This is a genomic window from Pseudomonas bohemica (assembly GCF_002934685.1).
GTDB lineage: Bacteria > Pseudomonadota > Gammaproteobacteria > Pseudomonadales > Pseudomonadaceae > Aquipseudomonas > Aquipseudomonas bohemica.
The window spans coordinates 37,633-60,371 of the sequence record NZ_NKHL01000096.1 but is presented as its reverse complement, the minus strand read 5'-3'; the positions used below and the strand labels follow the sequence as shown (position 1 = coordinate 60,371).

Here is a 22,739-nt window from a genome sequence, read left to right as displayed (position 1 = left end):
CTGTTGTTGCTGCTGGCGCTGTTGTTGCTGAAGCTGCTGCTGGCGTTGCTGCTGTTGGTTCTGATCCTGGCGCTGCTGATTACGCTCACGGTCCTGCTGCTGGCGCTGCTGATCGGCCCGCTGCTGCTGATTCTGTTGGATCGGGCGCTGCTGGTTGAGCTGTTCCTGCTGGCGCTGTTGCTGTTGCTGTTGTTGCTGACGCTGCTGCTGATCCTGATTGAAGCTGCGTTGCTGGTTCTGTTGCTGCTGGCGCTGCTGCTCGAAGCCACGCTGTTGTTGCTGGCGTTGCTGCTGCTCATTGCGCTGTTGCTGCTGATTATTTTCGTCGGCCAACACCTGAGCACTGATGCTCAAGGCCAAAAGACTGACACCTGCCAAACGCCAGATGCGCATGCTCATGCTTTCCTCACTGCGGCGCGGATACCTGTTGATAGGACTGCATTCTGGGTGCGCCGTTCGCCGCACTCTATCAGCGCGCCGCATGAAGTTGTAGGAGTGCGCTTGCCGGCGATGCGGGGGTGGCTGTTGCATACCTATCGCCTGACCCAACGCTATCGCGGGCAAGCGCGCTCCTACAGGTTGCGGTCCTGCGGCAAAGCAAAAAAACGGGCGAAAAAAAGAGGGCCCATTGGCCCCCTTTCGAATACTTCGTCCTGGCTCGACGCTTTTGACGCCGGCTCACCTCGCATCGTCTTCTGGACATTGCGCAGCCCGGTGGCCTGGTCAACCCTGTCGGGCTGGAGGCCGCGGCTGGCCTGATTCGGCGGGCCGCGCTGGACGCTGTGTCCGGGCAGTGATTCTGGTTAAAAGAATAAGCCTGCGCCGCCGACATGGGATTGCGAATATTGCCGATGAAAACACCACTTGCGCAATTTTTCCCTTCGGATGAATAATTCAGCGCAATTGATCCCACAAAGGTGCCAGTCGTGAGCAAGCTCGATAGATATGACCTGAGTATTTTGGCCGAACTGCAACGGGACGCGCGCATCTCCAATCAGGAGCTGGCCGAGCGCATCGGCCTGTCGCCATCGCCCTGCTCGCGGCGGGTCAAACAGTTGGAAGATGACGGCTACATCGTTCGGCAGGTCGCGTTGCTGGATCGCAAGAAGCTGGGCCTGAGCCTGACTGCCTACGTGCTGATCGGCATGGATCGACATACACCTGACCGTTTCGAGAACTTCGAGCAGCAGATCCGCAACCTGCCGCAGGTTCTGGAGTGCAGCCTGGTCACCGGTGTCGATGCCGACTATCAACTGAAGGTCGTGGTGCCGGACATGGATCACTACCAGAAATTCCTGCTCGGCCACCTGACCCGTATCGACGGCGTCACCAGTGTGCGTTCAAGCTTCGTACTCAATCAGGTCTTGGCCAGCACAGAGCTGCCGCTGGTACACCTGCGCAGCTGATGCCAGGACGGCGCTCTATACTCGCAAGCCCGCCCACTCACAGGAGATGATCATGGAACCCGAGGTGTTCGAAGAGTGGATGATGACCATTCTGGTGACCGTGCTGATCGGTTTCATGGGTTTCATCGTCTGGGACCTGGCAAAGAAATCCAAGGCTGGGCGGTTTGGCACGATGATTTTGTTCGGGGTGCTGGGGCTGGGGGTAATGGCGTTTGTGATCAAGACGGTGGTGATTGCCTATCTTGAGCAGCATCAGTGATTTCAGCGGCCATCTACCCTTGTAGGAGCGCGGTTGCCCGCGAGGGCGTTCGGTCAGCCAACATGAATACAACAGACATACCACCATCGCGGGCAAACGCGCTCCTACAGTTGACGCGTGCCCGTCGCAGGATCCTGCTTGCCCCATAGCTGCACTCACAACTTCGCTGGCACTTCCCGCCACTGCCCCTGACCCAGCCCTTCGATGCTCCAGTCGCCAATCCGCACCCGCACCAGCCGCAGGGTGGGCAGCCCGACCGCCGCAGTCATTCGACGCACCTGCCGATTCCGGCCTTCCTTGATGACCAGTTCCAGCCAATGAGTCGGCACACTCTTGCGAAAGCGCACGGGCGGATTGCGCGGCCACAGTTCAGGCTCGTCCAGGCGCCGCGCCTGCGCAGGCAAGGTCGGGCCGTCATTCAATTCGACGCCATCGCGCAGTTTTTGCAATTGCTCATCCGAGGGTTCGCCCTCCACCTGCACCCAGTACGTCTTGGCCAGTTTGTGTTTGGGATCGGCGATCCGCGCCTGCAACCGCCCGTCGTTGGTCAGCAACAGCAAGCCTTCGCTGTCGCGATCAAGTCGTCCGGCCGGGTAGATGCCGGGGATCTCGATGTAGTCCTTGAGCGTCGCCCGACCTTCGCCATCGCTGAATTGGGTCAGCACGTCGAACGGCTTGTTGAACAGGATCAGTCGGGGTTCGGCGGGCGGGGCCTTGGCGACACGGCGAGGCGCGCTCGAAGTGTTCGGCGCAGGACGACGGGAAGGAGGACGTTGGTTGCGCGGCATGTTGGCTCAAACTGATTCGAAGATATGGCATAAACAGAAAGAGCCACTTTAGTGGCCCTTTTGTTAAACGCCTAGCGATTCAACGGAACGGCGGCTCATCGAAACTGCGCAGTTTGCGCGAATGCAACGAGTTGAGCTGAGTGCGCAGCAGGTCCAGCGCGGCAATACCGATCCTCAAATGTTGGGTCACGGCGCGCTCGTAGAAGGCGTTGGCCGAGCCCGGCAGCTTGATTTCGCTGTGCAGTGGCTTGTCGGAAACACAGAGCAATGTTCCGTAGGGCACACGCAGGCGATAGCCTTGAGCTGCGATGGTGCCGCTTTCCATGTCCACGGCCACCGCGCGGGACAGGTTGATCAGCGGCCGCTCCTGCGCCCAGCGCAACTCCCAATTGCGGTCGTCGTAGGTCAGCACGGTGCCGGTACGAAGGCGCTTTTTCAAATCGTCGCCACGCTCGCCCGTGACTTGCGCGGCCGATTCCTGCAACGCCAGTTGCACCTCGGCCAGGGCGGGAATCGGGATGTTCGGTGGCAGTACGCGGTCAAGAATGCCGTCGCGACGCATGTAAGCATGAGCCAGTACGTAATCGCCGATGGTCTGCGACTGACGCAGACCGCCGCAGTGGCCGATCATCAGCCAGCAATGCGGACGCAGCACGGCCAGATGGTCAGTGATGTTCTTGGCGTTGGACGGGCCGACACCGATGTTCACCAGCGTTACGCCGTGACCGTCTTCGGCGATCAGGTGATAGGCCGGCATCTGGTAGCGGTGCCAGACCACGCTGGAGACGATGGCCTGGGCCTCGCCGTGGTCCATGCTCTTGTCGACGATGACATTGCCCGGCAGCACCATTTTCACGAAGCGCGGATCGTCACGCAGTTTTTCCAGGCCGTGAACGATGAACTGGTCGACGTAGCGATGGTAGTTGGTCAGCAGAATCCAGGGCTGCACATGGCGCCAGTCGCTGCCGGTGTAGTGCACCAGGCGGCGCAGCGAGAAGTCCACCCGGGCGGCGTCGAACAGCGCCAGTGGCAGCGGGTCGGTATTGGCCCAGTCATACAGGCCGTCGGCGATGCCGTCGGTGGCGGCGGACAGGTCGGTGCTCGGGAACACCCGGGCCAACGTCGCGGCGGTGACGCCCGTGCCGGCCAGTTCATCGCCCTGCTCGACCACGTACGGATAAGGAATGTTCTGCTCGCTGACGCCCACTTCGACCGTGACGGTGAAGTCGTTCATCAACGGCACGAGCTGTTCGAGCAGGTATTTGCGGAACGCCGCCGGGTGAGTGACCGTGACGCTGTAAGTGCCGGGCAGTTGCACCTTGGCGTAGGCACGAGTGGTCAGCGGTACTTCGCCGTGGCAGTGATAGGTCAGGCGCAGTTCGGGGTAGCGGAACAGCAGACGCTCGGCAGCGTCGGGCTCGACGCGATCCTTGAGATAACGCTTGAGCGCCTGGCTCAAAGCGCTGGTCGCACGTCCGTGCAGCTCGGCAAGCCGGTCCACAGCTTGCTCGGCGTTTTCTACGACAATAAAAGCTTCAGTCACGATGCGCATCCTTCTGATCTTGCAAGACTCCATCTTGCCTGCAACCGATGACGAAGGCACGAGTTGTGTCAGAGAGAGCGGTTCTCCACTGTCGTAACCTCCAGCAGCGCCTACAGTGGAATTGTGTCGTCCACGGATGATGAGGTCACCTCCGAACCCGGGCGTCATGACCTCGAGTTGCACGGGGCTCCATTGCAGGAGCGCGACTGCCCGCGAAAGCATTGTGCCAGTCGCCGGATGGGCCTCTGAAACGCCGCAAATCGCGGGCAAGCGCGCTCTTACACAATTCATCCCACCTGAGGCGACGACCTGGCCACCAGCGCCTCGACATCCACCCCACGCGGCAGCGCGCCGTAGACCCGGCCAGGGTGTTGCAGCCGTCCGGCGATGAAGCCGTCGCTGACCACCGAATTCCCCGCTTCGAGCAGCAGCTTGGCCTGCAGGCCGACGGCGATGTCTTCGGTCAATTGCCGGGCGCGGTACTGGATGTCGCTGGTGTCCATGAACGCCGTCTTCAACTGCTCGATATGCGCCGCCAGGCGCGCATCGCCATGGCCATCGCCCAATTCATCAAACAGCGCATCGAGTACGCCCGGCTCCTTGGACAGCGCGCGCAACACGTCCAGGCACTGCACGTTGCCCGAGCCCTCCCACGTCGAGTTGACCGGCGCTTCTCTATATAGACGCGGCAGGATGGTGTCTTCGACGTACCCCGCGCCCCCCATGCATTCGGCGGCTTCGTTGATCATGGCTGGGGCGCGCTTGCAGATCCAATACTTGCCGACCGCCGTTACCAGCCTGGCGAAACGCGCTTCATGGGAATCGTCCAGACGCTCCAGCGCACGCCCCATGCGCAGGGTCAACGCCAGCGCAGCTTCGCTCTCCAACGCCAGATCCGCCAACACGTTCTGCATCAATGGCTGCTCGCTGAGCACACGCCCGCCGACACTGCGATGTGCGCAATGATGCGCAGCCTGGGTCAGCGCCTGACGCATCAAGGCGCTGGAACCGGTCATGCAATCGAAGCGTGTCATGGCGACCATTTCGATGATTGTCGGCACCCCACGCCCTTCTTCGCCGACCATCCAGGCCAGTGCACCGCGAAACTCGACCTCGCTGGAGGCGTTGGACCAGTTACCCAGTTTGTTCTTCAGGCGCTGTATGTAGAACTCGTTGCGAGTGTCGTCCGGGCGATGGCGCGGCAGCAGGAAACAGGTCAGGCCCTTGTCAGTCTGTGCCAGGGTCAGGAAGGCGTCACACATCGGCGCCGAGCAGAACCACTTGTGGCCGACCAGCTCATACGCCTGACCGGGGCCGGGTTGACCAACCGGATAAGCGCGCGTGGTATTGGCCCGCACATCAGTGCCGCCTTGCTTCTCAGTCATAGCCATGCCGATGGTGGCCCCGGCCTTGTGAGCGATGCCAACGTTGCGCGGGTCGTACTGGGTGGCGAGGATTTTCGGCAGCCAGATATCGGCTAGATCAGGCTGCAACCTGAGAGCGGGCACGCTGGCGAAGGTCATGGTCAGCGGACAGCCGCTGCCCGCTTCGGCCTGCGTATGCAGGTAGCTCATGGACGCGCGGGCGACGTGGGCGCCTTGCCGTGGGTCGGTCCAGGGTAACGAGGGAATGCCGTGCTCGACAGCGGTCTGCATTAACTGATGATAGGCGGGATGAAACTCCACCAGGTCTATGCGATGGCCATAGCGGTCATGGCTGGCGAACACCGGTTTGTTCTGGTTGGCGAGGAAGCCCGCCTCCATCAGCGGTCCGCCCGCCAGAGCGCCGTACGCATCGATTCTCGATTCCGCCCAGCCTGCACCGAAACGCTTCGACCATTCCTGCAACGGCAGGTCAATGCGATAGAGGTTAGTCCCGTCCAGCGACGGCGGCTGATTGGTGACTTCATGGGTTTCGGCGAACTGATGCAGATTCATGGGCGGGCTCCGGTTCGAGTCGGCACGCGGCGATCGCGCAGATGCGAACCAGTGAATCACGCAGCGCAAGCCGAAAAAAGCGCCATAGGCGACTAAATGACGGCGGTTTTGCCCTGCTGACAGCTCTAGTTGTAGGAGCGCGCTTGCCCGCGATAGCGCAGGGTCAGACAGGTCTGGATCGCCCCACACTCGCGGGCAAGCACGCTCCGACAGTTCATACCCGCATCAAACCACCGGCAACGCCGCCCGTTGTACATCCAGACTCAACCTGAACTGACTGCCATTGCCCGGCTCCGACTGATGGCTCAAACGCCCGCCCTGCAATTCGATCAATTGCCGACAGATCGCCAGCCCAATTCCAAGGCCGCCGTACTCGCGGGTCATGGATCCGTCGACCTGATAGAAGTTGGCGTACAGCGTCTCTTCGTCCAGCCGAACGAAACCAATGCCGGTGTCGATGACGTCCATCAGCAAGCGCACCTGCTGCTCGTCGGTGTGGCCTTTCACACTTATCCTGATAGAGCCGTTTTGAGTGAACTTGATGGCGTTGTCCACCAGACAATCCAGACACTGGCGCAACTTCAGTTCATCGCCCTGCAGGCTGTCCGGCAGGTCTTCGTCCAGTTCGACGCTAAGGGCAAGGCCCTTGCCGCGGGCCAGAGGCTCGAATGTGCTGCGCAGCTGAAACAGCAAGTGGCGCAGGCTGAAGGCTTCGCTGCGCACCTTGATGCGTCCGGCCTGCAATTCGGTGAGGGTCAGGATACCGTTGACGATGCCCATCATGTTTTGCGCCGAGTCGGCGGCGGTCTGGCGGTACAGCTCGATTTCGTCTTCGGCCCAGTCCATCTGCATCAGCTCAAGCGAGCCGATCACGCCGTTCATCGGCGTGCGCAGTTCGTGAGTAAGGGTTGCCAGAAACTCGTCTTTGAGGCGGTTACTCACGGCCAGTTGCTGGTTGAGCTTCTCCAGATCCCTGCTCGACTGCGCCAGTATCTGCGTCTGGCGGTCGCGCATAGTGTTAATGCGATCGGCCAACGCCAGCGACAGCAGCGCGACCTCCACCACCGAACCGATCTGGCTGGCGTACATGGTCCAGAAGTTATTCGGCAACTGCCCCAGCAACATGGTGGCGTTGATGACGCCGCCCAGCAGAAACGCCGACCAGGCGAAGATGAAATAACGCGCGACGCGGCGCCCCTTGAGCCAGGCAACGATGCCGATCAGCAGGATGACCGGCGTGAACAGCAACACCAGCCCTGTCACCAGACGCAACGCGATGCCGTAATCCTGAGTCAGCGCCAGCAGCATGATCACCGTTGCGCAGGTCATCATCAGCAGCAACGGTGTATCCAGCCAGCGGCCCAGTCTTGGGGTTTGCAGGAATTTGCGTGCGAACTGGCTGGCGAACAGGATTGCCGCAGCGATCAGGAAAGTGGTGGACGTGTTGGCCCACCAAGGGCTGTCCGGCCACAGAAACTCGATTCCGGCGCCATTGACCGACACCTGATACAACCCGAAGCAGGTGATGTAAAGGATGTAATAGAGATAGCTGGTGTCACGCACGCTCAGGTAGATGAACAGGTTGTAGACCAACATTACCGCCAGCACGCCGTAAATCATCCCGAGCACGTAAAGCCGCGCTGGCTGGTCTTCGATGTAGGCGTGACCGGCCCAGAGATTGAGCGGCGCCTGCACCGAGCCGTGACTGGCGACGCGTACATACGCGGTCTTGCTTTGGTTAGGTTTGAGGTTCAGGTCGAACAGGTAGTTGTTTTGCTTTATCTGACGGCTGTCGAAGGGCAGCATGTCGCCGGTCTGCCAGGTAAGGCTGGGCTCGGCGGTTTCACTGGCGAGGTACAGGTCCACGTGATCCATCGGCGGATAGGCAAGCTCGAGCAGCCAGTCTGCGGAAGCGACCGGATTGACCGGGCGATAGGTCAATTGCACCTTCAGCCAGAACGCCGATTCCGAGAAACCCGCGTTGAGTGAACCGGCGTCGAGCGCGCGAAACCGGGCCTGGCCTTTGGGCGATGACACCTCTTCGATGGCGGCGCTGCCTGTCGGGTCTTCGAATACCTGCGTCGCGCGACCGAGCGGCAGCATGCGCGTGGTTTCATCGAACTCCAGGGCACAGGCCAGCGTTGGGAGCAGAGTCAGCAGCAGGGTCAGGAGAAGACGCATGAACCACCGCCGACAATATTCTGAGCGGCGACGTGAAACCCTTGATCCATGGGAGGCAATATTGGATTCCGGGCCGGGATTTCGGCCAGCTTGTTTAACGGGCAACGCACTTGCATTCACTCTTTTGGCAGAAGAAACAGAATATGGGCAGGCAGCATAACGACCGATGGCCGCATGACACTATCTGTATCGTCACCCACCCCAATTTCGTGATGCTTTCAGGACGACTGGCGCAGCCATGCCCGCAGGCAGCGGCCTGGAGCCCTTGAGCCGGTGCAGACGAAAAATCTGCCGCCGACCAGCGGCCCGGCAAAAGCTTTAGTGGTAAGCTCGCGCACCATGAATATCTATAGCTCCCGCCCCGTTGTCCTCTGTCTCTCCGGCCACGACCCCAGTGGCGGCGCCGGCTTGCAGGCAGATATCGAAGCCCTGCTCGCCCAGGGTTGCCACGCCGCTCCGGCGGTCACCGCGCTGACCGTGCAAGACACCGTGAACGTCACCGACTTTCGCGTTCTGGATCGCGAGTGGGTGTTGGCTCAGGCCAATGCCGTGCTCAACGACTCTCCCGTGGCTGCCGTGAAGCTGGGGATGCTCGGCTCGCTGGAAATGGTCGACACCGTGGTCGAGTTGCTCCAGGCCAACCCGCATCTGCCGCTGGTTTGCGACCCGGTCCTGCGTGCTGGCGGCGGCGGCCGATTGGGCAAGGACGAAGTGGGCTATGCGATGCGCGAGCGTCTGCTGCCGCTGGCGACCATTGCCACGCCAAATCTGCCCGAAGCACGGATTCTGGCCGAACTGCCTGAGGGCACTGCCGACGAATGTGCCGAAAAGCTCTTGCCGTTCTGCGAGCATCTGCTGATTACCGGCGGGCACGGGGACGAGAATGAGGTTCACAATCGGTTGTACATTCGCAACGGCCAGTCGCACACGTTTACCTGCCAGCGCCTGCCGGGCAGCTATCACGGCTCCGGCTGCACGCTGGCCAGCGCTCTGGCCGGTCGCCTGGCCCTCGGGCAAGACGTAATCAGCGCCGTGCAAACCGCGCTGGACTACACTTGGCGCACGCTGCGCGACGCCGAACAGCTGGGCAAAGGCCAGTTCGTACCCCGCCGCCTGCCGCTGGATTTCTGCTCGTAACGCCACGAAAAAGAGGCACCCCTGATGAAATTACGTGGCTTGTATGCCGTTACCGACAGCCAACTGTTGGCCGGCAAATTCCTGGCCTATGTCGAAGCCGCGCTCGATGGTGGCGTGACTCTTCTGCAATACCGCGATAAATCCGGTGACGAGACACGCCGTCTGCGTGAGGCCTCCGAACTGCTCAAGCTGTGCGAGCGCTACAAGACCCGCCTGATCATCAACGATGACGCCGAAGTCGCTGCCCGTCTTGGTGTCGGCGTGCATCTGGGGCAAACCGACGGCTCGCTGCCAGACGCCCGCGCCCTGCTCGGTCACAAGGCCATCGTCGGTGCCACCTGCCATGCGCAGCTTGAACTGGCGGAGAAAGCCAGGATCGACGGTGCTACCTACGTCGCGTTTGGCCGCTTCTTCAACTCCAACACCAAGCCCGGTGCGCCTGCGTGCAGCCTTGAAATGCTGGCCCAAGCACGAACGCGGATCAAATTGCCGATCGCCGTCATCGGCGGCGTCACCCTGGAAAACGCCGCCCCGCTGGTCGCTCACGGCGCCGATCTGCTCGCGGTGGTGCATGGCCTGTTCGGTGCTGATTCCACTCAGGAAGTGACGCGTCGCGCCCGTGCCTTCAACGACTTGTTCAAACCAGCCTGACCCCACGTCGGGCCGGTTCATCTCATTCGATTCAAACAGAGACCTTCACCATGTCCCGTTCTGAAACCCTGTTCGCCAACGCACAGAAACACATTCCCGGCGGCGTCAATTCGCCGGTCCGTGCGTTCAAGAGCGTCGGTGGCACCCCGTTGTTCTTCAAACACGCCGCTGGGGCCTACGTCACCGACGAAGACGACAAACGCTACGTCGATTACGTGGGTTCCTGGGGCCCAATGATTCTTGGTCACAGCCACCCCGAGGTGCTGGACGCCGTGCGCAAGCAGCTCGAACACGGCCTGTCCTATGGCGCGCCGACCGCGATGGAAACCGAGATGGCCGATCTGGTCTGCTCGATCGTGCCGTCGATGGAAATGGTGCGCATGGTCAGCTCCGGCACCGAAGCCACTATGAGCGCGATCCGTCTGGCCCGCGGTTATACCGGACGCGACAGCATCATCAAATTCGAAGGCTGCTACCACGGCCACTCCGACAGCCTGCTGGTCAAAGCCGGTTCCGGCGCGCTGACCCTGGGTGTGCCAAGCTCGCCAGGCGTTCCGGCGGCGTTTGCCAAACACACGCTGACCTTGCCGTTCAACGACATCGAGGCGGTCAAGGTGATGCTCGCGCAGGTGGGTCAGGAAGTGGCCTGCATCATCGTCGAGCCGGTCGCCGGCAACATGAACTGCGTGCCTCCCGCGCCGGGCTTCCTGCAAGGCCTGCGTGAAGAATGCGACAAGCATGGCGTGGTGCTGATTTTCGACGAAGTGATGACCGGCTTCCGTATAGCCCTTGGTGGAGCCCAAGCCTACTACGGCGTCAAGCCTGACTTGAGCACCTTCGGCAAGATCATCGGCGGCGGCATGCCGGTGGGCTGCTTCGGCGGTAAGCGCGAGATCATGTCGCACATCGCGCCGCTGGGTCCGGTGTATCAGGCTGGCACGCTGTCCGGTAATCCGCTGGCGATGGCTGCGGGCCTGACCACACTGCGCCTGATCAGCCGCCCGGGTTTCCATGACGAGCTGAGTGCCTACACCACACGCATGCTCGAAGGCCTGCAACAACGCGCGGACGCGGCGGGTATTGCGTTCGTGACGACGCAGGCGGGTGGCATGTTCGGCCTGTATTTCACCGACGCGAAACAGATCGTCACCTTCCAGGACGTAATGAGCAGCGACGCCGATCGCTTCAAACGTTTCTTCCACCTGATGCTCGAAGGCGGGGTGTACCTGGCGCCGAGCGCATTCGAAGCCGGTTTCACCTCCATCGCTCATGGCGAAACGGAGTTGCAACATACGCTGGACGCGGCCGAGAAGGCGTTCGCGCAGTTGAAATAAAACGAGTCGGTAGAAGCGCTTGCCGGCAAAGGCATCAGCCCAGCGACATTGATGTTGCCTGACCCAACGCCTTCGCGGGTAAGCGCGCTCCTACCGTATTGCGTTAGCCACATCCCTGGAGCGACGCATCGTCTGTAGGAGACGTCGAAGGTTACGACGGCAGCGAAAGCGCAATGTCTGTCGATGAATACGCAACGGGCCCGACGCTTTCCTCCGAAAGCGCCCGCAGCAATCTGATCCCGACAGTTGATTCGCACTGTTCTCGGAATGTTTTGTTCAATACCGGGTAACGCACACCGCTTCGAGCCCCCAAACACAGGGCAATCAGGCCCGTGCAGCAGAAAATCAGTAAAGACTTTGTAAGGTTGGCCCTGCTTATTTCATAATGCGCAGCCAGCACGTTTAGCTGGACGGGCATGCCCGCACCTTTTTCAGAGGTAAGTCGACTTCCATGAATCGCACCGGCCGCACCCTTGCATTGGGCTGCCTGTTGCTTCTTCATCCCCTGCTGGCGAATGCAGGTGGCAACTCGTTGTTAATACCAGCGGTGGGTCGCTGCACCCTGAATACCCAGCCAGACAACCTGCCAGCCGCTTTGTCGACTTGCCAGCAGGCGGCTCAAGGCGGGGATGCGCAAGCGCAATACGAGTTGGGACAGTTCTATTACGACGGCAAGAATACGCCACGTGATCTGACCCAGGCACTCAACTACTTCGAACAAGCCTCGTTACAAGGTCATGCGCAGGCACAGTATCAACTGGGTCTGATGTTCTTCCGTGGTGAGGGCGTGCAAGCCAATAACATCCAGGCGTATATCGTGCTGAAGATGGCGGCGGTCAACGGCTCGGAAGATGCCTTGGATCAGGCCGACGAAGTTTCCGCGCAGATGAAGAAGGAAGATCTGGAAGTCGCCACCCAGGTGCTGGGGCAAATCTTCCGCAAATACCTGCTGGAGCTGCAAACTGCCGAAGGGCGCACACCTTTCGCGCCCTTCCCTGATACCAGCAAGCCCTGATTGCCTGGCCTGCTCCGCAGGCTTTATTTGTCCGGCATCGGCATCGGAAACGGCATGACGTTGCCGGTCTGACGCGCTTCGCTGATCTTCGCGGTGCCCATGCGCTCGACTTCATCGATACGCACGATCGAATGCATCGGCACGAAGCTGCGCACCACGCCATCGAACTGTGCCTTCAACTTCTCTTCGCTGGGGTCTACCACCACGGTCGTACGCTCGCCGAAGACGAATTCCTCCACTTCCAGGAATCCCCACAGATCGCTTTGGTAGATCTGTTTGGCGTACATCTCGTACACCTGTCCCTGGTTGAGAAAAATCACCTTGTAGATTGGAGCTTCGCGTTTGGTCATAACAGGCAGGCAATGATCGGTGTTTTGAAAAGGGCGCGAACTATAGCATGCCGCTGGTTAGGCAACGCTAGGAAGCTGTGGCCATGGTCCCTATAATGCGCGGTTCTTCGAATCACCTGATGAATCCGAACCCGCATGGCCAAGAAGCTTTACATCGAAACCCACGGCTGCCAGATGAACGAGTACGACAGCTCGCGCATGGTTGATCTTCTGGGCGAACATCAAGCACTGGAAGTCACCGCCCGCGCGGAAGACGCCGATGTCATCCTGCTCAACACTTGCTCGATTCGCGAGCGGGCGCAGGATCGCGTCTATTCTCAGCTTGGCCGCTGGCGCGAGCTGAAACTGGCGAACCCGGAAATGGTGATTGCCGTCGGTGGTTGCGTCGCCAGTCAGGAAGGCGCGGCGATTCGTGATCGCGCGCCTTACGTCGATGTCGTGTTCGGTCCGCAGACCCTGCACCGCCTGCCGGAAATGATCGACGCCGCACGCGTCACGCGCTTGCCGCAGGTCGATGTCTCGTTCCCGGAAATCGAAAAGTTCGACCACTTGCCCGAGCCTCGTGTCGATGGCCCGAGCGCTTATGTGTCGGTGATGGAAGGCTGCAGCAAGTACTGCACGTTCTGCGTGGTGCCTTACACCCGTGGCGAGGAAGTCAGCCGTCCATTCGATGATGTGATCTCTGAAGTCTTCCACCTGGCCGAGAATGGCGTGCGTGAAGTGACGTTGCTCGGGCAGAACGTCAATGGCTATCGCGGCACGACCCACGACGGCCGTGTGGCGGACCTTGCCGAGCTGATCCGCGTGGTAGCAGCCATCGACGGCATCGACCGCATTCGCTACACCACCTCGCACCCGCTGGAGTTTTCGGACAGCCTGATCCAGGCCCACGCCGAAGTCCCGGAACTGGTCAAACACCTGCATTTGCCGGTGCAGTCGGGTTCGGACCGAATTCTGGCGGCGATGAAGCGCAATCACACCGTCCTCGAGTACAAGTCGCGCCTGCGCAAGCTGCGGGCGGCAGTGCCGGACATCTGCATCAGCTCGGACTTCATCGTCGGTTTCCCCGGCGAGACCGAGAAGGACCACCTGCAGACCATGAAGCTGGTGGAAGACGTGGGCATGGATTTCTCCTACTCCTTCGTCTACAGCTCCCGCCCGGGTACCCCTGCGGCGGACCTTGCTGACGACACACCGGAAGAAACCAAGAAAGAGCGCCTCAAGCAGCTGCAGGATCTGATCAACCGCCAGGGCTACGAGATCAGCCGCAAGATGGCGGGCACCGTGCAGCGCATTCTGGTAACCGACTACTCGAAGAAAGACCCTGGCGAGCTGCAAGGTCGCACCGAAAACAATCGCATCGTCAATTTCCGCTGCGACAACCCCAAGCTCATCGGGCAGTTCGCCGACGTGTACATCGACAGCGCGCAACCGCACTCGCTACGTGGGTCGTTGTTGCAATAACGTGCGCCGCCCCCATGTATCAGCACACTGTTGATCGCGCGGCCGCCACATCAATAACCTGTGGGAGTGAGGTTGCTCACGAAGACTGGCTTTAAGACGATACATTCGCTGCGGATGTACTGGCCCCTTCGTGAGCAAGCTCACGCCCACAGAGGTCGTGCCGGGTTTGGCAATACAGGCGAATCCTGCCGCCGTTCGACCATTAGTAAGTGAGCCCTTTCGGACACTGTCCACAGGGGTTATCCTTCGTTTCACATTCACTGCCGTCGGGCGGCTAAAAACCACTTTGAACGCACCTATCGAACCACATCGTTTCAGCCTTGAACCTATCGAGGCACACCGCTTCGCCAATCTGTGCGGACAGTTCGACGAGCACTTGCGCTTGATCGAACAACGCCTGGACATCGAGATCCGCAATCGCGGAGGCCAGTTCGAGATGATCGGCGAACCCAGACAAACCACGTCAGCTGAAAACCTGTTGCGCCGACTGTATCGGGAAACCAAGAGTACCGAGCTGTCGCCGGACATGGTTCACCTTTTCCTGCAGGAATCCGGCGTCGAAGCGCTGGACAACCACCCTGCCGCCGAAGTCGGCGTAGCCCTGCGTACCAAAAAAGGCATGATTCGCCCGCGCGGTCTGAATCAGCAGCGGTACGTAAAGGAAATTCTCGCCAACGACATCAACTTCGGCATCGGCCCGGCCGGTACCGGCAAGACCTACCTGGCCGTGGCTGCTGCCGTCGACGCGCTGGAGCGCGAGCAGATCCGCCGCATCCTGCTGGTTCGCCCGGCGGTCGAAGCGGGCGAAAAACTCGGCTTCCTGCCCGGTGATCTGGCGCAGAAGATCGACCCCTATCTGCGACCGCTTTACGACGCGTTGTACGAGATGCTGGGCTTCGAATACGTGGCCAAGCTGATCGAAAAACAGGTGATCGAAGTCGCGCCGCTGGCCTACATGCGCGGCCGCACCCTTAATAACAGCTTCATCATTCTCGATGAGAGTCAGAACACCACCGTCGAGCAGATGAAGATGTTCCTGACCCGTATCGGCTTTGGCTCTACCGCCGTGATCACCGGTGACATCACCCAGATCGACCTGCCAAAGGGCACCAAATCCGGGCTGACCCACGTTATTGAAGTGCTCAAGGACGTGCCGGGCATCAGCTTCACCCACTTCAAGCCCAAGGACGTCGTGCGCCATCCGCTGGTGCAGCGCATCGTCGAAGCCTACGAGCGCTTCGAGGAACGCAACGATCAGAGCGGCTCACGGGACAACCGCCGCGATGCTTGAGCTGGATTTGCAAGTCGCCTCTCAAGCCAGCGCCCCGAGCGAAGCCCAGTTCCGCCTCTGGTGCGAAATGGGCCTGCGCCAGCGCTCGGCTGATTCGGAAATGACGATTCGCCTGGTCGATGAAGTCGAAGGCCGGGAACTGAACCACACCTGGCGGCACAAAGACTACGCCACCAACGTGCTGTCGTTCCCTGCCGACGTCCCCGATGAACTCCTCGATATCCCGTTGCTGGGCGATCTGGTGATTTGCGCCCCTGTCGTGGCCCGCGAGGCTGCCGAACAGGGCAAGACGCAGGACGCACACTGGGCGCATCTGGTGATTCATGGCTGCCTGCATTTGTTGGGCTACGATCACATCGACGATGACGAAGCCGAGGAGATGGAAGCGCTGGAACGAGAGTTGCTTGCAGAGTTGGGCTATCCCGATCCCTACGCCGACGATGAAATCGTTGGCACACCACCTACAGAAACACCCGGCAAGGACCACGAGTAAGGGCTATGAGCGAAGACCGATCGAGCAATGGGCAAAAGTCATGGTTGGGCAAACTGACCCAGGCATTTGCCCATGAGCCGAAAAACCGCCAGGAGCTGCTTGAGCTGCTGCGCGAAGCCCATCAGAACAAGCTGCTGGACAGCGAAGCGCTGGCCATCGTCGAAGGCGCCATTCAAGTCGCAGACCTGCAGGTGCGCGACATCATGGTGCCGCGCTCGCAGATGATCAGCATCAAGGCCAGCCAGAGCCCTCGCGAATTCCTGCCCGCAGTGATCGACTCGGCGCACTCACGCTACCCGGTCATCGGCGAAAGTCACGATGACGTGCTTGGCGTGCTGCTGGCCAAGGACCTGTTGCCCTTGATCCTCAAGGAGGACGGCGGTGCCGCTGACGTCAAGAACCTGCTGCGCCCGGCGACTTTCGTCCCGGAATCCAAACGCCTGAACGTGTTGCTGCGTGAATTCCGCGCCAACCACAACCACATGGCCATCGTCATCGACGAGTACGGCGGCGTGGCGGGGCTGGTAACGATCGAGGACGTGCTGGAACAGATCGTCGGCGACATCGAGGACGAACACGACGTCGAGGAAGACAGCTACATCAAACCGCTGCCAAGCGGCGACTTCCTGGTCAAGGCGTTGACGCCGATCGAGAGCTTCAACGAGTTCTTCGACAGCGAATTCTCCGATGACGAATTCGACACCGTCGGCGGTCTGGTGATGCATGCGTTCGGGCATCTGCCCAAGCGTAATGAAATCACCGAAATCGGCGCGTATCGTTTCCGCATCCTGAACGCCGACAGCCGTCGTATTCATCTGTTGCGTCTGAGTCCGATCTCCCGCTCGTAAAGTCGTAATTCGTTATTAAGGATTGTAAATGCGCTGGATCACCCGTCCCGGCTGGCCCGGTAACCTGCTGGCCATGGTGGCTGGTGCGCTGATCACCCTGGCGCTGGCGCCATTCGATATCTGGCCACTGGCGATCGTGGCGCTGGTGGTCTTCTATGTTGGGCTGCGTGATCTCACGCCCCGCCAGGCCCTCTGGCGCGGCTGGTGCTACGGTTTCGGACTGTTCGGCGGCGGCACCAGCTGGATCTACGTCAGCATTCATACCTATGGCGAAGCGCCGGTCTGGCTCGCCGGGTTCCTGATGGTGCTGTTCTGCGCCTCGGTTGCCTTCTTCTTCGCTCTGCCCGCCTGGCTCTGGGCGCGCTGGATCCGCCGCAACGAAGCGCCGCTGGCCGATGCCTTGGCGTTCGCGGCCCTGTGGTTCGGCCAGGAAATGTTCCGCGGCTGGTTCCTCACCGGCTTTCCCTGGCTCTATTCGGGTTATAGCCAGCTCGACGGCCCGCTCAAAGGCCTGGCGCCACTGGGCGGCATGTGGCTGATCTCGTTCAGCCTGGCGCTGACCGCCGCGTTGCTGTGTAACCTGCCCCGGTTGCGTACGCGCAAGAGCTTTCTCGCCGCTGGGATCCTCTTGCTGCTGGCCCCTTGGGTTGTCGGCGTGGCGCTCAAGAGCCATGCCTGGACCGAGGCGTCCGGCGCGCCCCTGAAAGTCGCCGCCATGCAGGGCAACGTCGAGCAAAGCATGAAGTGGGACCCGGCCGCGCTGAATGCTCAGCTGGCCTTGTACCGCGACATGACGTTCACCTCGCAAAAGGCCGATCTGATCATCTGGCCGGAAACCGCCGTGCCGGTGCTCAAGGAGTCGGTCGAGGGTTATCTGTCGATGATGAGCAAATTCGCCGCTGATCGCGATTCGGCTCTGATCACCGGCGTTCCTCTGCGGCAGAAAGGTGGCCGTGGCGAGTACCGTTACTACAACGCGATTACCGTGACTGGCGAAGGCGATGGCACCTACCTGAAACAGAAACTGGTGCCTTTCGGCGAGTACGTACCCTTGCAGGACCTGCTCCGTGGCGTGATCACCTTCTTCGATCTACCGATGTCGGACTTCGCGCGCGGCCCAGCCGAACAGCCCCTGCTGCAGGCCAAGGGTTACCAGATTGCGCCGTTCATTTGTTACGAGGTGGTATACCCGGAGTTCGCCGCCGGATTGTCCGCGCAGAGTGATCTGCTGCTGACGGTAAGCAACGACACCTGGTTCGGTACCTCTATCGGCCCGCTGCAGCACCTGCAAATGGCGCAGATGCGAGCACTTGAGGCCGGGCGCTGGATGATCCGCGCGACCAACAACGGGGTCAGTGCGCTGATCGACCCGTTCGGCAAGATCACCACCACCGTGCCGCAGTTCGAGCGCGCCGTGATGTACGGCGAAGTCACGCCCATGCACAAACTCACGCCGTACCTGCACTGGCGTTCGTGGCCGCTGATCATTTTGTCGGTGCTGTTGATTGGCTGGGCGCTGCTGGCGAGCAGGATATCCAAAACGGTTTGACGCAGAACCTGACTGCCACAAATCCATTGTGGGAGTGAGCTGCTCACGAAGAGGCCAGTACATTCACAGCATTGCTGGTGGCCGTACCTAAGCCTTCGTGAGCAAGCTCACTGCCACGGGTTTCGTGTCATCAGTTACTTTGCGTGATCACCGATAAAACGCTTGATACCCCAACCACCCCACCGCCTCATTCAACAGCTGTCCCATCTGCCAGACGGCCTTGGATTCCGGGATCCAGCCACCGAAGGGTCTGGCGTTGTCGCTGCTCAGAAATCCAACGGGCGCGGGCACGACGCTGAAGCCGGCTTTCTCGAAGCTCCACACCGAACGCGGCATGTGCCAGGCCTGAGTCACCACCACGACACGCTTGATGCCCAATGGCTGCAACATTGCAGCGGTCATCGTGGCGTTTTCCCAGGTAGTGCGGCTCTGCCCTTCCTGCCAACGCACGCTCACACCGAAGTCATCGCGTAAGGAGTCAGCCATGATCGCCGCTTCACTGGGTGGCTCGCCGTAGTGCAGCCCGCCCGTGGTGAGGATCGGCAGGCCCGACGCCTTGGACAGACGCGCCGCATAGCGCATGCGCTCCAGCGCCACGCCGCTAGGTATATCGCTGCCCCAGCTCGGATCGTTGCGCTCACGACCGGAACCCAGCACCACAATCGCATCGGCCCGCTGCGCAAGCATTGACCACTCGCTCTGCGCCAAAGGAGGAATACTCTCGATCCCCTTGGCCGACCATTCCACCATCACCGGCAAGCTCATCAGCCACATGCCGCCCACCCCGACCACGAACAGCGCCCGCGCCAACCGGGGCCTGACGTTTCGCAGCCACCAGGCAAACAAAAGAAGCAGCAGAAAAAGGCCGGGCGGCAGGAGCAGGTTCTTGATGAAATAGCGAAAAGGCATCGAGCATCTCCAGAAGATGCCCGAAGCCTAGAAGGATTGACGCTAAGCAACAATGCTTAATCAAACGGGATAAAGCCCCGTAATGGTTACCGCTTGAAATGTTTACTGGAACTGTAGCGACTCAACTTTGCCGACACCTTGGCGCGACGCTGATCCTTCAGCCAGATGACATTAGCCGAGGGGCGCGGGGCGCGGACCGGCTCCGAAGGCTCCCGTGAAGTGCTGGAACTCCCCTTCTTTGTGTTTAGTGAATCTTCGATTACGACGGCTTCGTTGCTATCGGTTCTATCCAGATACGCTTCGATGAACTGAAACTCGGCGTGACTCAACCCACGCAGTTCCAGTTCAGCGGGATATTCATTGCGAAGCCGGACTGCTGTTTTCGCCATATCAAGGGCAAGCCCCAGACGATCGATCAAACGGTCATACAGATCAGGTTTCTTGTTTACTTGGTGCCGCAGCTCTGCCATCCGTTCACCTCACTGAAGATAAAGACATACCCTCGTCAATGAGCTTAGCGGCACTGCGAAAACCGGCGCGATGCCGCGACCAACGGCGGATGGCTTATCGGGACCGGTACGAAAAACAGGCGAGCGATGATCAGGCAAGGCAAAAGCAGGCGAGCAACGGCCGGGGTCGCGTTCGACTTTAGGCCGCTAAATGAGCATTGCGACCCTGCTTTTAACGCAACATGATCGAGCGCAGCTATTTGTCGTGCCGGGCCTGCGCAATCAGGGTTTCCCTCAGAACTCCGCCCTCATGTATGCTACGGCGCTTCCTGTAATTCCACTTCCGCTCAACCGGACTCGAACCCGTCGCGTTGCCAAAGGCACAGCCTGACAAGCGACGGTCATCAGGCCGCAACTGCAGCGAAGAGGTCAAGGGTCACCAATCTCTAGTCAAAAGTAGCCATGCACGAACTCTATCAGCCCCGCGAAATCGAAGCCGCCGCCCAGACCTTCTGGGAAGAGCAAAAGTCTTTTGAAGTCAGTGAACAGCCAGGCAAGGACACCTACTACTGCCTGTCGATGTTCCCTTACCCCAGCGGCAAGCTACACATGGGTCACGTGCGCAACTACACCATCGGCGACGTGATCGCCCGCTATCAGCGCATGCAGGGCAAGAACGTGTTGCAGCCAATGGGCTGGGACGCGTTCGGCATGCCGGCGGAAAACGCCGCGATGAAGAACAATGTCGCACCCGCCAAGTGGACTTACGAAAACATCGCCTACATGAAGACCCAGCTCAAGAGCCTGGGCCTGGCGATCGACTGGTCGCGCGAAGTCACCACCTGCAAGCCGGATTACTACCGCTGGGAACAATGGCTGTTCACTCGCCTGTTCGAAAAAGGCGTGATCTACCGCAAGAACGGCACCGTGAACTGGGACCCGGTCGACCAGACCGTTCTGGCCAACGAGCAAGTGATCGATGGCCGCGGCTGGCGCTCGGGCGCGGTGATCGAAAAACGCGAAATCCCGATGTATTACTTCAAGATCACGGCCTACGCCGATGAGCTGCTGGAGAGCCTCGACGAGTTGCCGGGCTGGCCTGAACAGGTCAAGACCATGCAACGCAACTGGATCGGCAAATCCCGCGGCATGGAAGTGCAGTTCCCGTACGACCAAGCCTCGATCGGCGAAGCCGGTGCGTTGAAAGTCTTCACCACCCGCCCTGACACGCTGATGGGCGCGACCTACGTGGCCGTTGCCGCCGAGCATCCGCTCGCGACGTTAGCCGCACAGAATAACCCTGAGCTTCAAGCCTTCATCAATGAATGCAAAAGCGGCAGCGTCGCCGAAGCCGACGTCGCCACGCAGGAAAAGAAAGGCCTGCAGACCTCACTGTTCGTCGAGCACCCACTGACCGGCGAAAAATTGCCGGTGTGGGTCGCCAACTATGTACTGATGCATTACGGCGACGGCGCCGTGATGGCAGTACCGGCCCACGACGAGCGCGATTTCGAATTCGCGATTAAATACAATCTGCCGGTCAAGGCGGTGGTACGCACCAGCGCGGGTGATGAAACGCCCGCCCCTTGGCAGGATGCGTACAACGAGCACGGTCAGCTGATCAACTCCGGCGAGTTCGACGGCCTGGATTTCGCCGGTGCCTTCGACGCTATCGAAGCCGCCCTGATCAAGAAAGAACTCGGCAAGTCGCGCACCCAATTCCGTCTGCGCGACTGGGGCATCAGCCGTCAACGCTACTGGGGCTGCCCGATCCCGATCATCCACTGCGACGCTTGCGGCGACGTGCCGGTCCCTGAAGACCAACTGCCCGTCAAGCTGCCGGAAGACGTGGTGCCGGACGGCGCCGGTTCGCCACTGGCGCGCATGCCCGAGTTCTACGAGTGCAGCTGCCCGAAATGCGGCGCCCCGGCCAAACGCGAAACCGACACCATGGACACCTTCGTGGAGTCGTCGTGGTACTTCGCCCGCTACGCCTCGCCTCACTACGAAGGCGGCATGGTCGACCCGAAAGCCGCCAACCACTGGCTGCCTGTCGATCAGTACATCGGTGGTATCGAACACGCCATCCTGCACCTGCTTTACGCACGTTTCTTCCACAAACTGATGCGTGACGAAGGTCTGGTCAGCTCCAACGAGCCGTTCAAGAACCTGCTGACTCAGGGCATGGTGGTCGCCGAGACGTTCTATCGCCTCGAAGCCAACGGCGGCAAGATCTGGTTCAACCCGGCCGATGTCGAGTTCGAACGCGACAGCAAGGCCAAGATCATCGGCGCCAAGCTGATTGCCGACGGTCTGCCGGTGGAAATCGGTGGCATCGAGAAGATGGCCAAGTCGAAGAACAACGGCGTCGACCCTCAATCGATGATCGACCAGTACGGCGCCGATACCTGCCGTCTGTTCATGATGTTCGCCTCGCCGCCTGACATGAGCCTGGAATGGTCCGACTCCGGCGTCGAAGGTTCTCACCGTTTCCTCAAGCGCGTCTGGCGTCTGGCTCAGGCCCACGTCAGCGCTGGCCGGCCGGCCGCTCTGGACAGGAACGCATTGAGCGACGAGCAGAAAGCCGTGCGCCGCGCGACTCATCTGGCCATCAGGCAAGCCGGTCAGGATGTCGGTCAGCACCACAAATTCAACACCGCCATCGCCCAGGTGATGACGCTGATGAACGTGCTGGAAAAAGCGCCACAGGCGTCGGAGCAGGATCGCGCGCTGTTGCAGGAAGGCCTGGAAACCGTCGCTCTGCTGCTGGCCCCCATCACCCCGCACATCAGCCATGAATTGTGGACTGCACTGGGTCATGCGGATCCTGTGATCGACGCGGCCTGGCCGGTTGTCGATGAGTCCGCACTGGTGCAAGACACGCTGCAACTGGTGGTACAGGTCAACGGCAAGCTGCGCGGCCAGATCGAAATGCCTGCCAGCGCCAGCCGCGAGGAAGTCGAAGCTGCCGCACGGACCAACGAAAATGTGCTGCGCTTCATCGACGGCCTGACGATCCGCAAAGTGATCGTGGTGCCGGGCAAACTGGTGAATATCGTCGCCAGCTGAATGGATCGGGCGCCCGGCACTGCCGGGCGCTGAAAACACTTCCAGAGCCCGCACTCAGGGCTCAAA

20 protein-coding genes are annotated in these 22,739 nt (G+C 60.5%); 13 read left to right on the top strand and 7 right to left on the bottom strand.

The annotated features are described in order from the left end of the window. Nucleotides 1-6: 6 nt before the first annotated feature. The 3 genes from CE491_RS31220 (at nt 7) to CE491_RS08365 (ending at nt 1,665) form a co-directional block, all read left to right on the top strand. Nucleotides 7-759, top strand: coding sequence for a hypothetical protein (locus CE491_RS31220; RefSeq protein WP_407681336.1), 753 nt, complete (start codon nt 7-9; stop codon nt 757-759). Between the two features lie 167 nt (nt 760-926). Then, complete coding sequence (locus tag CE491_RS08370; RefSeq protein WP_110947881.1) at nt 927-1,406, top strand: Lrp/AsnC family transcriptional regulator; 480 nt, start codon at nt 927-929, stop codon at nt 1,404-1,406. A 52-nt stretch (nt 1,407-1,458) separates the two neighbouring features. Next, a complete protein-coding gene (locus CE491_RS08365) occupies nt 1,459-1,665 on the top strand; it encodes a DUF2788 domain-containing protein (RefSeq protein ID WP_110947880.1) in 207 nt (68 codons plus the stop codon). Between the two features lie 155 nt (nt 1,666-1,820). On the opposite strand, the gene CE491_RS08360 is transcribed toward CE491_RS08365, so the two are convergent. From CE491_RS08360 to CE491_RS08345, 4 genes are all read right to left on the bottom strand, one after another. After that, nucleotides 1,821-2,453: a pseudouridine synthase gene (locus CE491_RS08360; protein ID WP_110947879.1), complete on the bottom strand. Its 633-nt coding sequence runs from the start codon at nt 2,451-2,453 to the stop codon at nt 1,821-1,823. A 79-nt stretch (nt 2,454-2,532) separates the two neighbouring features. Further along, nucleotides 2,533-4,029, bottom strand: coding sequence for an AMP nucleosidase (gene amn / locus CE491_RS08355; RefSeq protein WP_199885029.1), 1,497 nt, complete (start codon nt 4,027-4,029; stop codon nt 2,533-2,535). A gap of 254 nt (nt 4,030-4,283) precedes the next feature. Continuing rightward, nucleotides 4,284-5,933, bottom strand: a complete 1,650-nt coding sequence (locus CE491_RS08350; protein WP_110947878.1) for an acyl-CoA dehydrogenase family protein — start codon at nt 5,931-5,933, stop codon at nt 4,284-4,286. A 225-nt stretch (nt 5,934-6,158) separates the two neighbouring features. Continuing rightward, on the bottom strand, nt 6,159-8,114 hold the full coding sequence (locus CE491_RS08345) for a sensor histidine kinase (RefSeq protein WP_110947877.1): 1,956 nt from the start codon (nt 8,112-8,114) through the stop codon (nt 6,159-6,161). Between the two features lie 339 nt (nt 8,115-8,453). Between CE491_RS08345 and CE491_RS08340 the strand changes: the two genes are divergently transcribed. The 4 genes from CE491_RS08340 to CE491_RS08325 all read left to right on the top strand — a co-directional run bounded on the left by CE491_RS08340 (nt 8,454) and on the right by CE491_RS08325 (nt 12,251). Next, nucleotides 8,454-9,251, top strand: a complete 798-nt coding sequence (locus CE491_RS08340) for a hydroxymethylpyrimidine/phosphomethylpyrimidine kinase (protein WP_110947895.1) — start codon at nt 8,454-8,456, stop codon at nt 9,249-9,251. A 24-nt stretch (nt 9,252-9,275) separates the two neighbouring features. Beyond that, nucleotides 9,276-9,902 (top strand): thiamine phosphate synthase, encoded by a 627-nt coding sequence (gene thiE / locus CE491_RS08335; RefSeq protein ID WP_110947876.1) that lies wholly within the window; start codon nt 9,276-9,278, stop codon nt 9,900-9,902. A 50-nt stretch (nt 9,903-9,952) separates the two neighbouring features. After that, nucleotides 9,953-11,236, top strand: a complete 1,284-nt coding sequence (gene hemL / locus CE491_RS08330) for a glutamate-1-semialdehyde 2,1-aminomutase (protein WP_110947875.1) — start codon at nt 9,953-9,955, stop codon at nt 11,234-11,236. 451 nt (nt 11,237-11,687) lie between these two features. Further along, nucleotides 11,688-12,251: a tetratricopeptide repeat protein gene (locus tag CE491_RS08325; protein WP_110947874.1), complete on the top strand. Its 564-nt coding sequence runs from the start codon at nt 11,688-11,690 to the stop codon at nt 12,249-12,251. Nucleotides 12,252-12,274: 23 nt separating this feature from the next. Here the strand turns inward: CE491_RS08325 and CE491_RS08320 are convergent, their stop codons facing one another. Then, entirely contained in the window at nt 12,275-12,601 is a 327-nt protein-coding gene (locus CE491_RS08320) for a DUF1820 family protein (RefSeq protein ID WP_062384926.1), read from the bottom strand. 135 nt (nt 12,602-12,736) lie between these two features. Here CE491_RS08320 and miaB point away from each other — a divergent pair, with 135 nt between their 5' ends. The 5 genes from miaB to lnt all read left to right on the top strand — a co-directional run bounded on the left by miaB (nt 12,737) and on the right by lnt (nt 18,246). After that, nucleotides 12,737-14,065 (top strand): tRNA (N6-isopentenyl adenosine(37)-C2)-methylthiotransferase MiaB, encoded by a 1,329-nt coding sequence (gene miaB, locus CE491_RS08315; RefSeq protein ID WP_110947873.1) that lies wholly within the window; start codon nt 12,737-12,739, stop codon nt 14,063-14,065. A gap of 286 nt (nt 14,066-14,351) precedes the next feature. Continuing rightward, on the top strand, nt 14,352-15,356 hold the full coding sequence (locus tag CE491_RS08310) for a PhoH family protein (protein WP_110947872.1): 1,005 nt from the start codon (nt 14,352-14,354) through the stop codon (nt 15,354-15,356). Next, entirely contained in the window at nt 15,349-15,849 is a 501-nt protein-coding gene (ybeY, locus tag CE491_RS08305) for an rRNA maturation RNase YbeY (protein WP_110947871.1), read from the top strand. The genes CE491_RS08310 and ybeY overlap by 8 nt, the downstream gene beginning before the upstream one ends. Before the next feature lie 5 nt (nt 15,850-15,854). Continuing rightward, on the top strand, nt 15,855-16,697 hold the full coding sequence (locus tag CE491_RS08300; RefSeq protein ID WP_110947870.1) for an HlyC/CorC family transporter: 843 nt from the start codon (nt 15,855-15,857) through the stop codon (nt 16,695-16,697). Between the two features lie 28 nt (nt 16,698-16,725). Next, on the top strand, nt 16,726-18,246 hold the full coding sequence (gene lnt / locus CE491_RS08295; RefSeq protein ID WP_110947869.1) for an apolipoprotein N-acyltransferase: 1,521 nt from the start codon (nt 16,726-16,728) through the stop codon (nt 18,244-18,246). Between the two features lie 147 nt (nt 18,247-18,393). Here lnt and CE491_RS08290 read toward each other — a convergent pair whose 3' ends face one another. Together CE491_RS08290 and CE491_RS08285 are read right to left on the bottom strand one after the other, a co-directional pair. Continuing rightward, entirely contained in the window at nt 18,394-19,155 is a 762-nt protein-coding gene (locus CE491_RS08290; protein ID WP_110947868.1) for a YdcF family protein, read from the bottom strand. Between the two features lie 86 nt (nt 19,156-19,241). Further along, nucleotides 19,242-19,625 carry a hypothetical protein gene (locus tag CE491_RS08285; protein ID WP_110947867.1) on the bottom strand — a complete coding sequence of 128 codons (384 nt, stop codon included), beginning with the start codon at nt 19,623-19,625 and terminating at the stop codon, nt 19,242-19,244. A gap of 441 nt (nt 19,626-20,066) precedes the next feature. Here CE491_RS08285 and leuS point away from each other — a divergent pair, with 441 nt between their 5' ends. Further along, the gene (gene leuS / locus CE491_RS08280; RefSeq protein ID WP_110947866.1) at nt 20,067-22,673 is read left to right on the top strand and encodes a leucine--tRNA ligase; all 2,607 of its coding nucleotides are present in this window, start codon (nt 20,067-20,069) and stop codon (nt 22,671-22,673) included. The last annotated feature ends 66 nt before the right edge of the window (nt 22,674-22,739 follow it).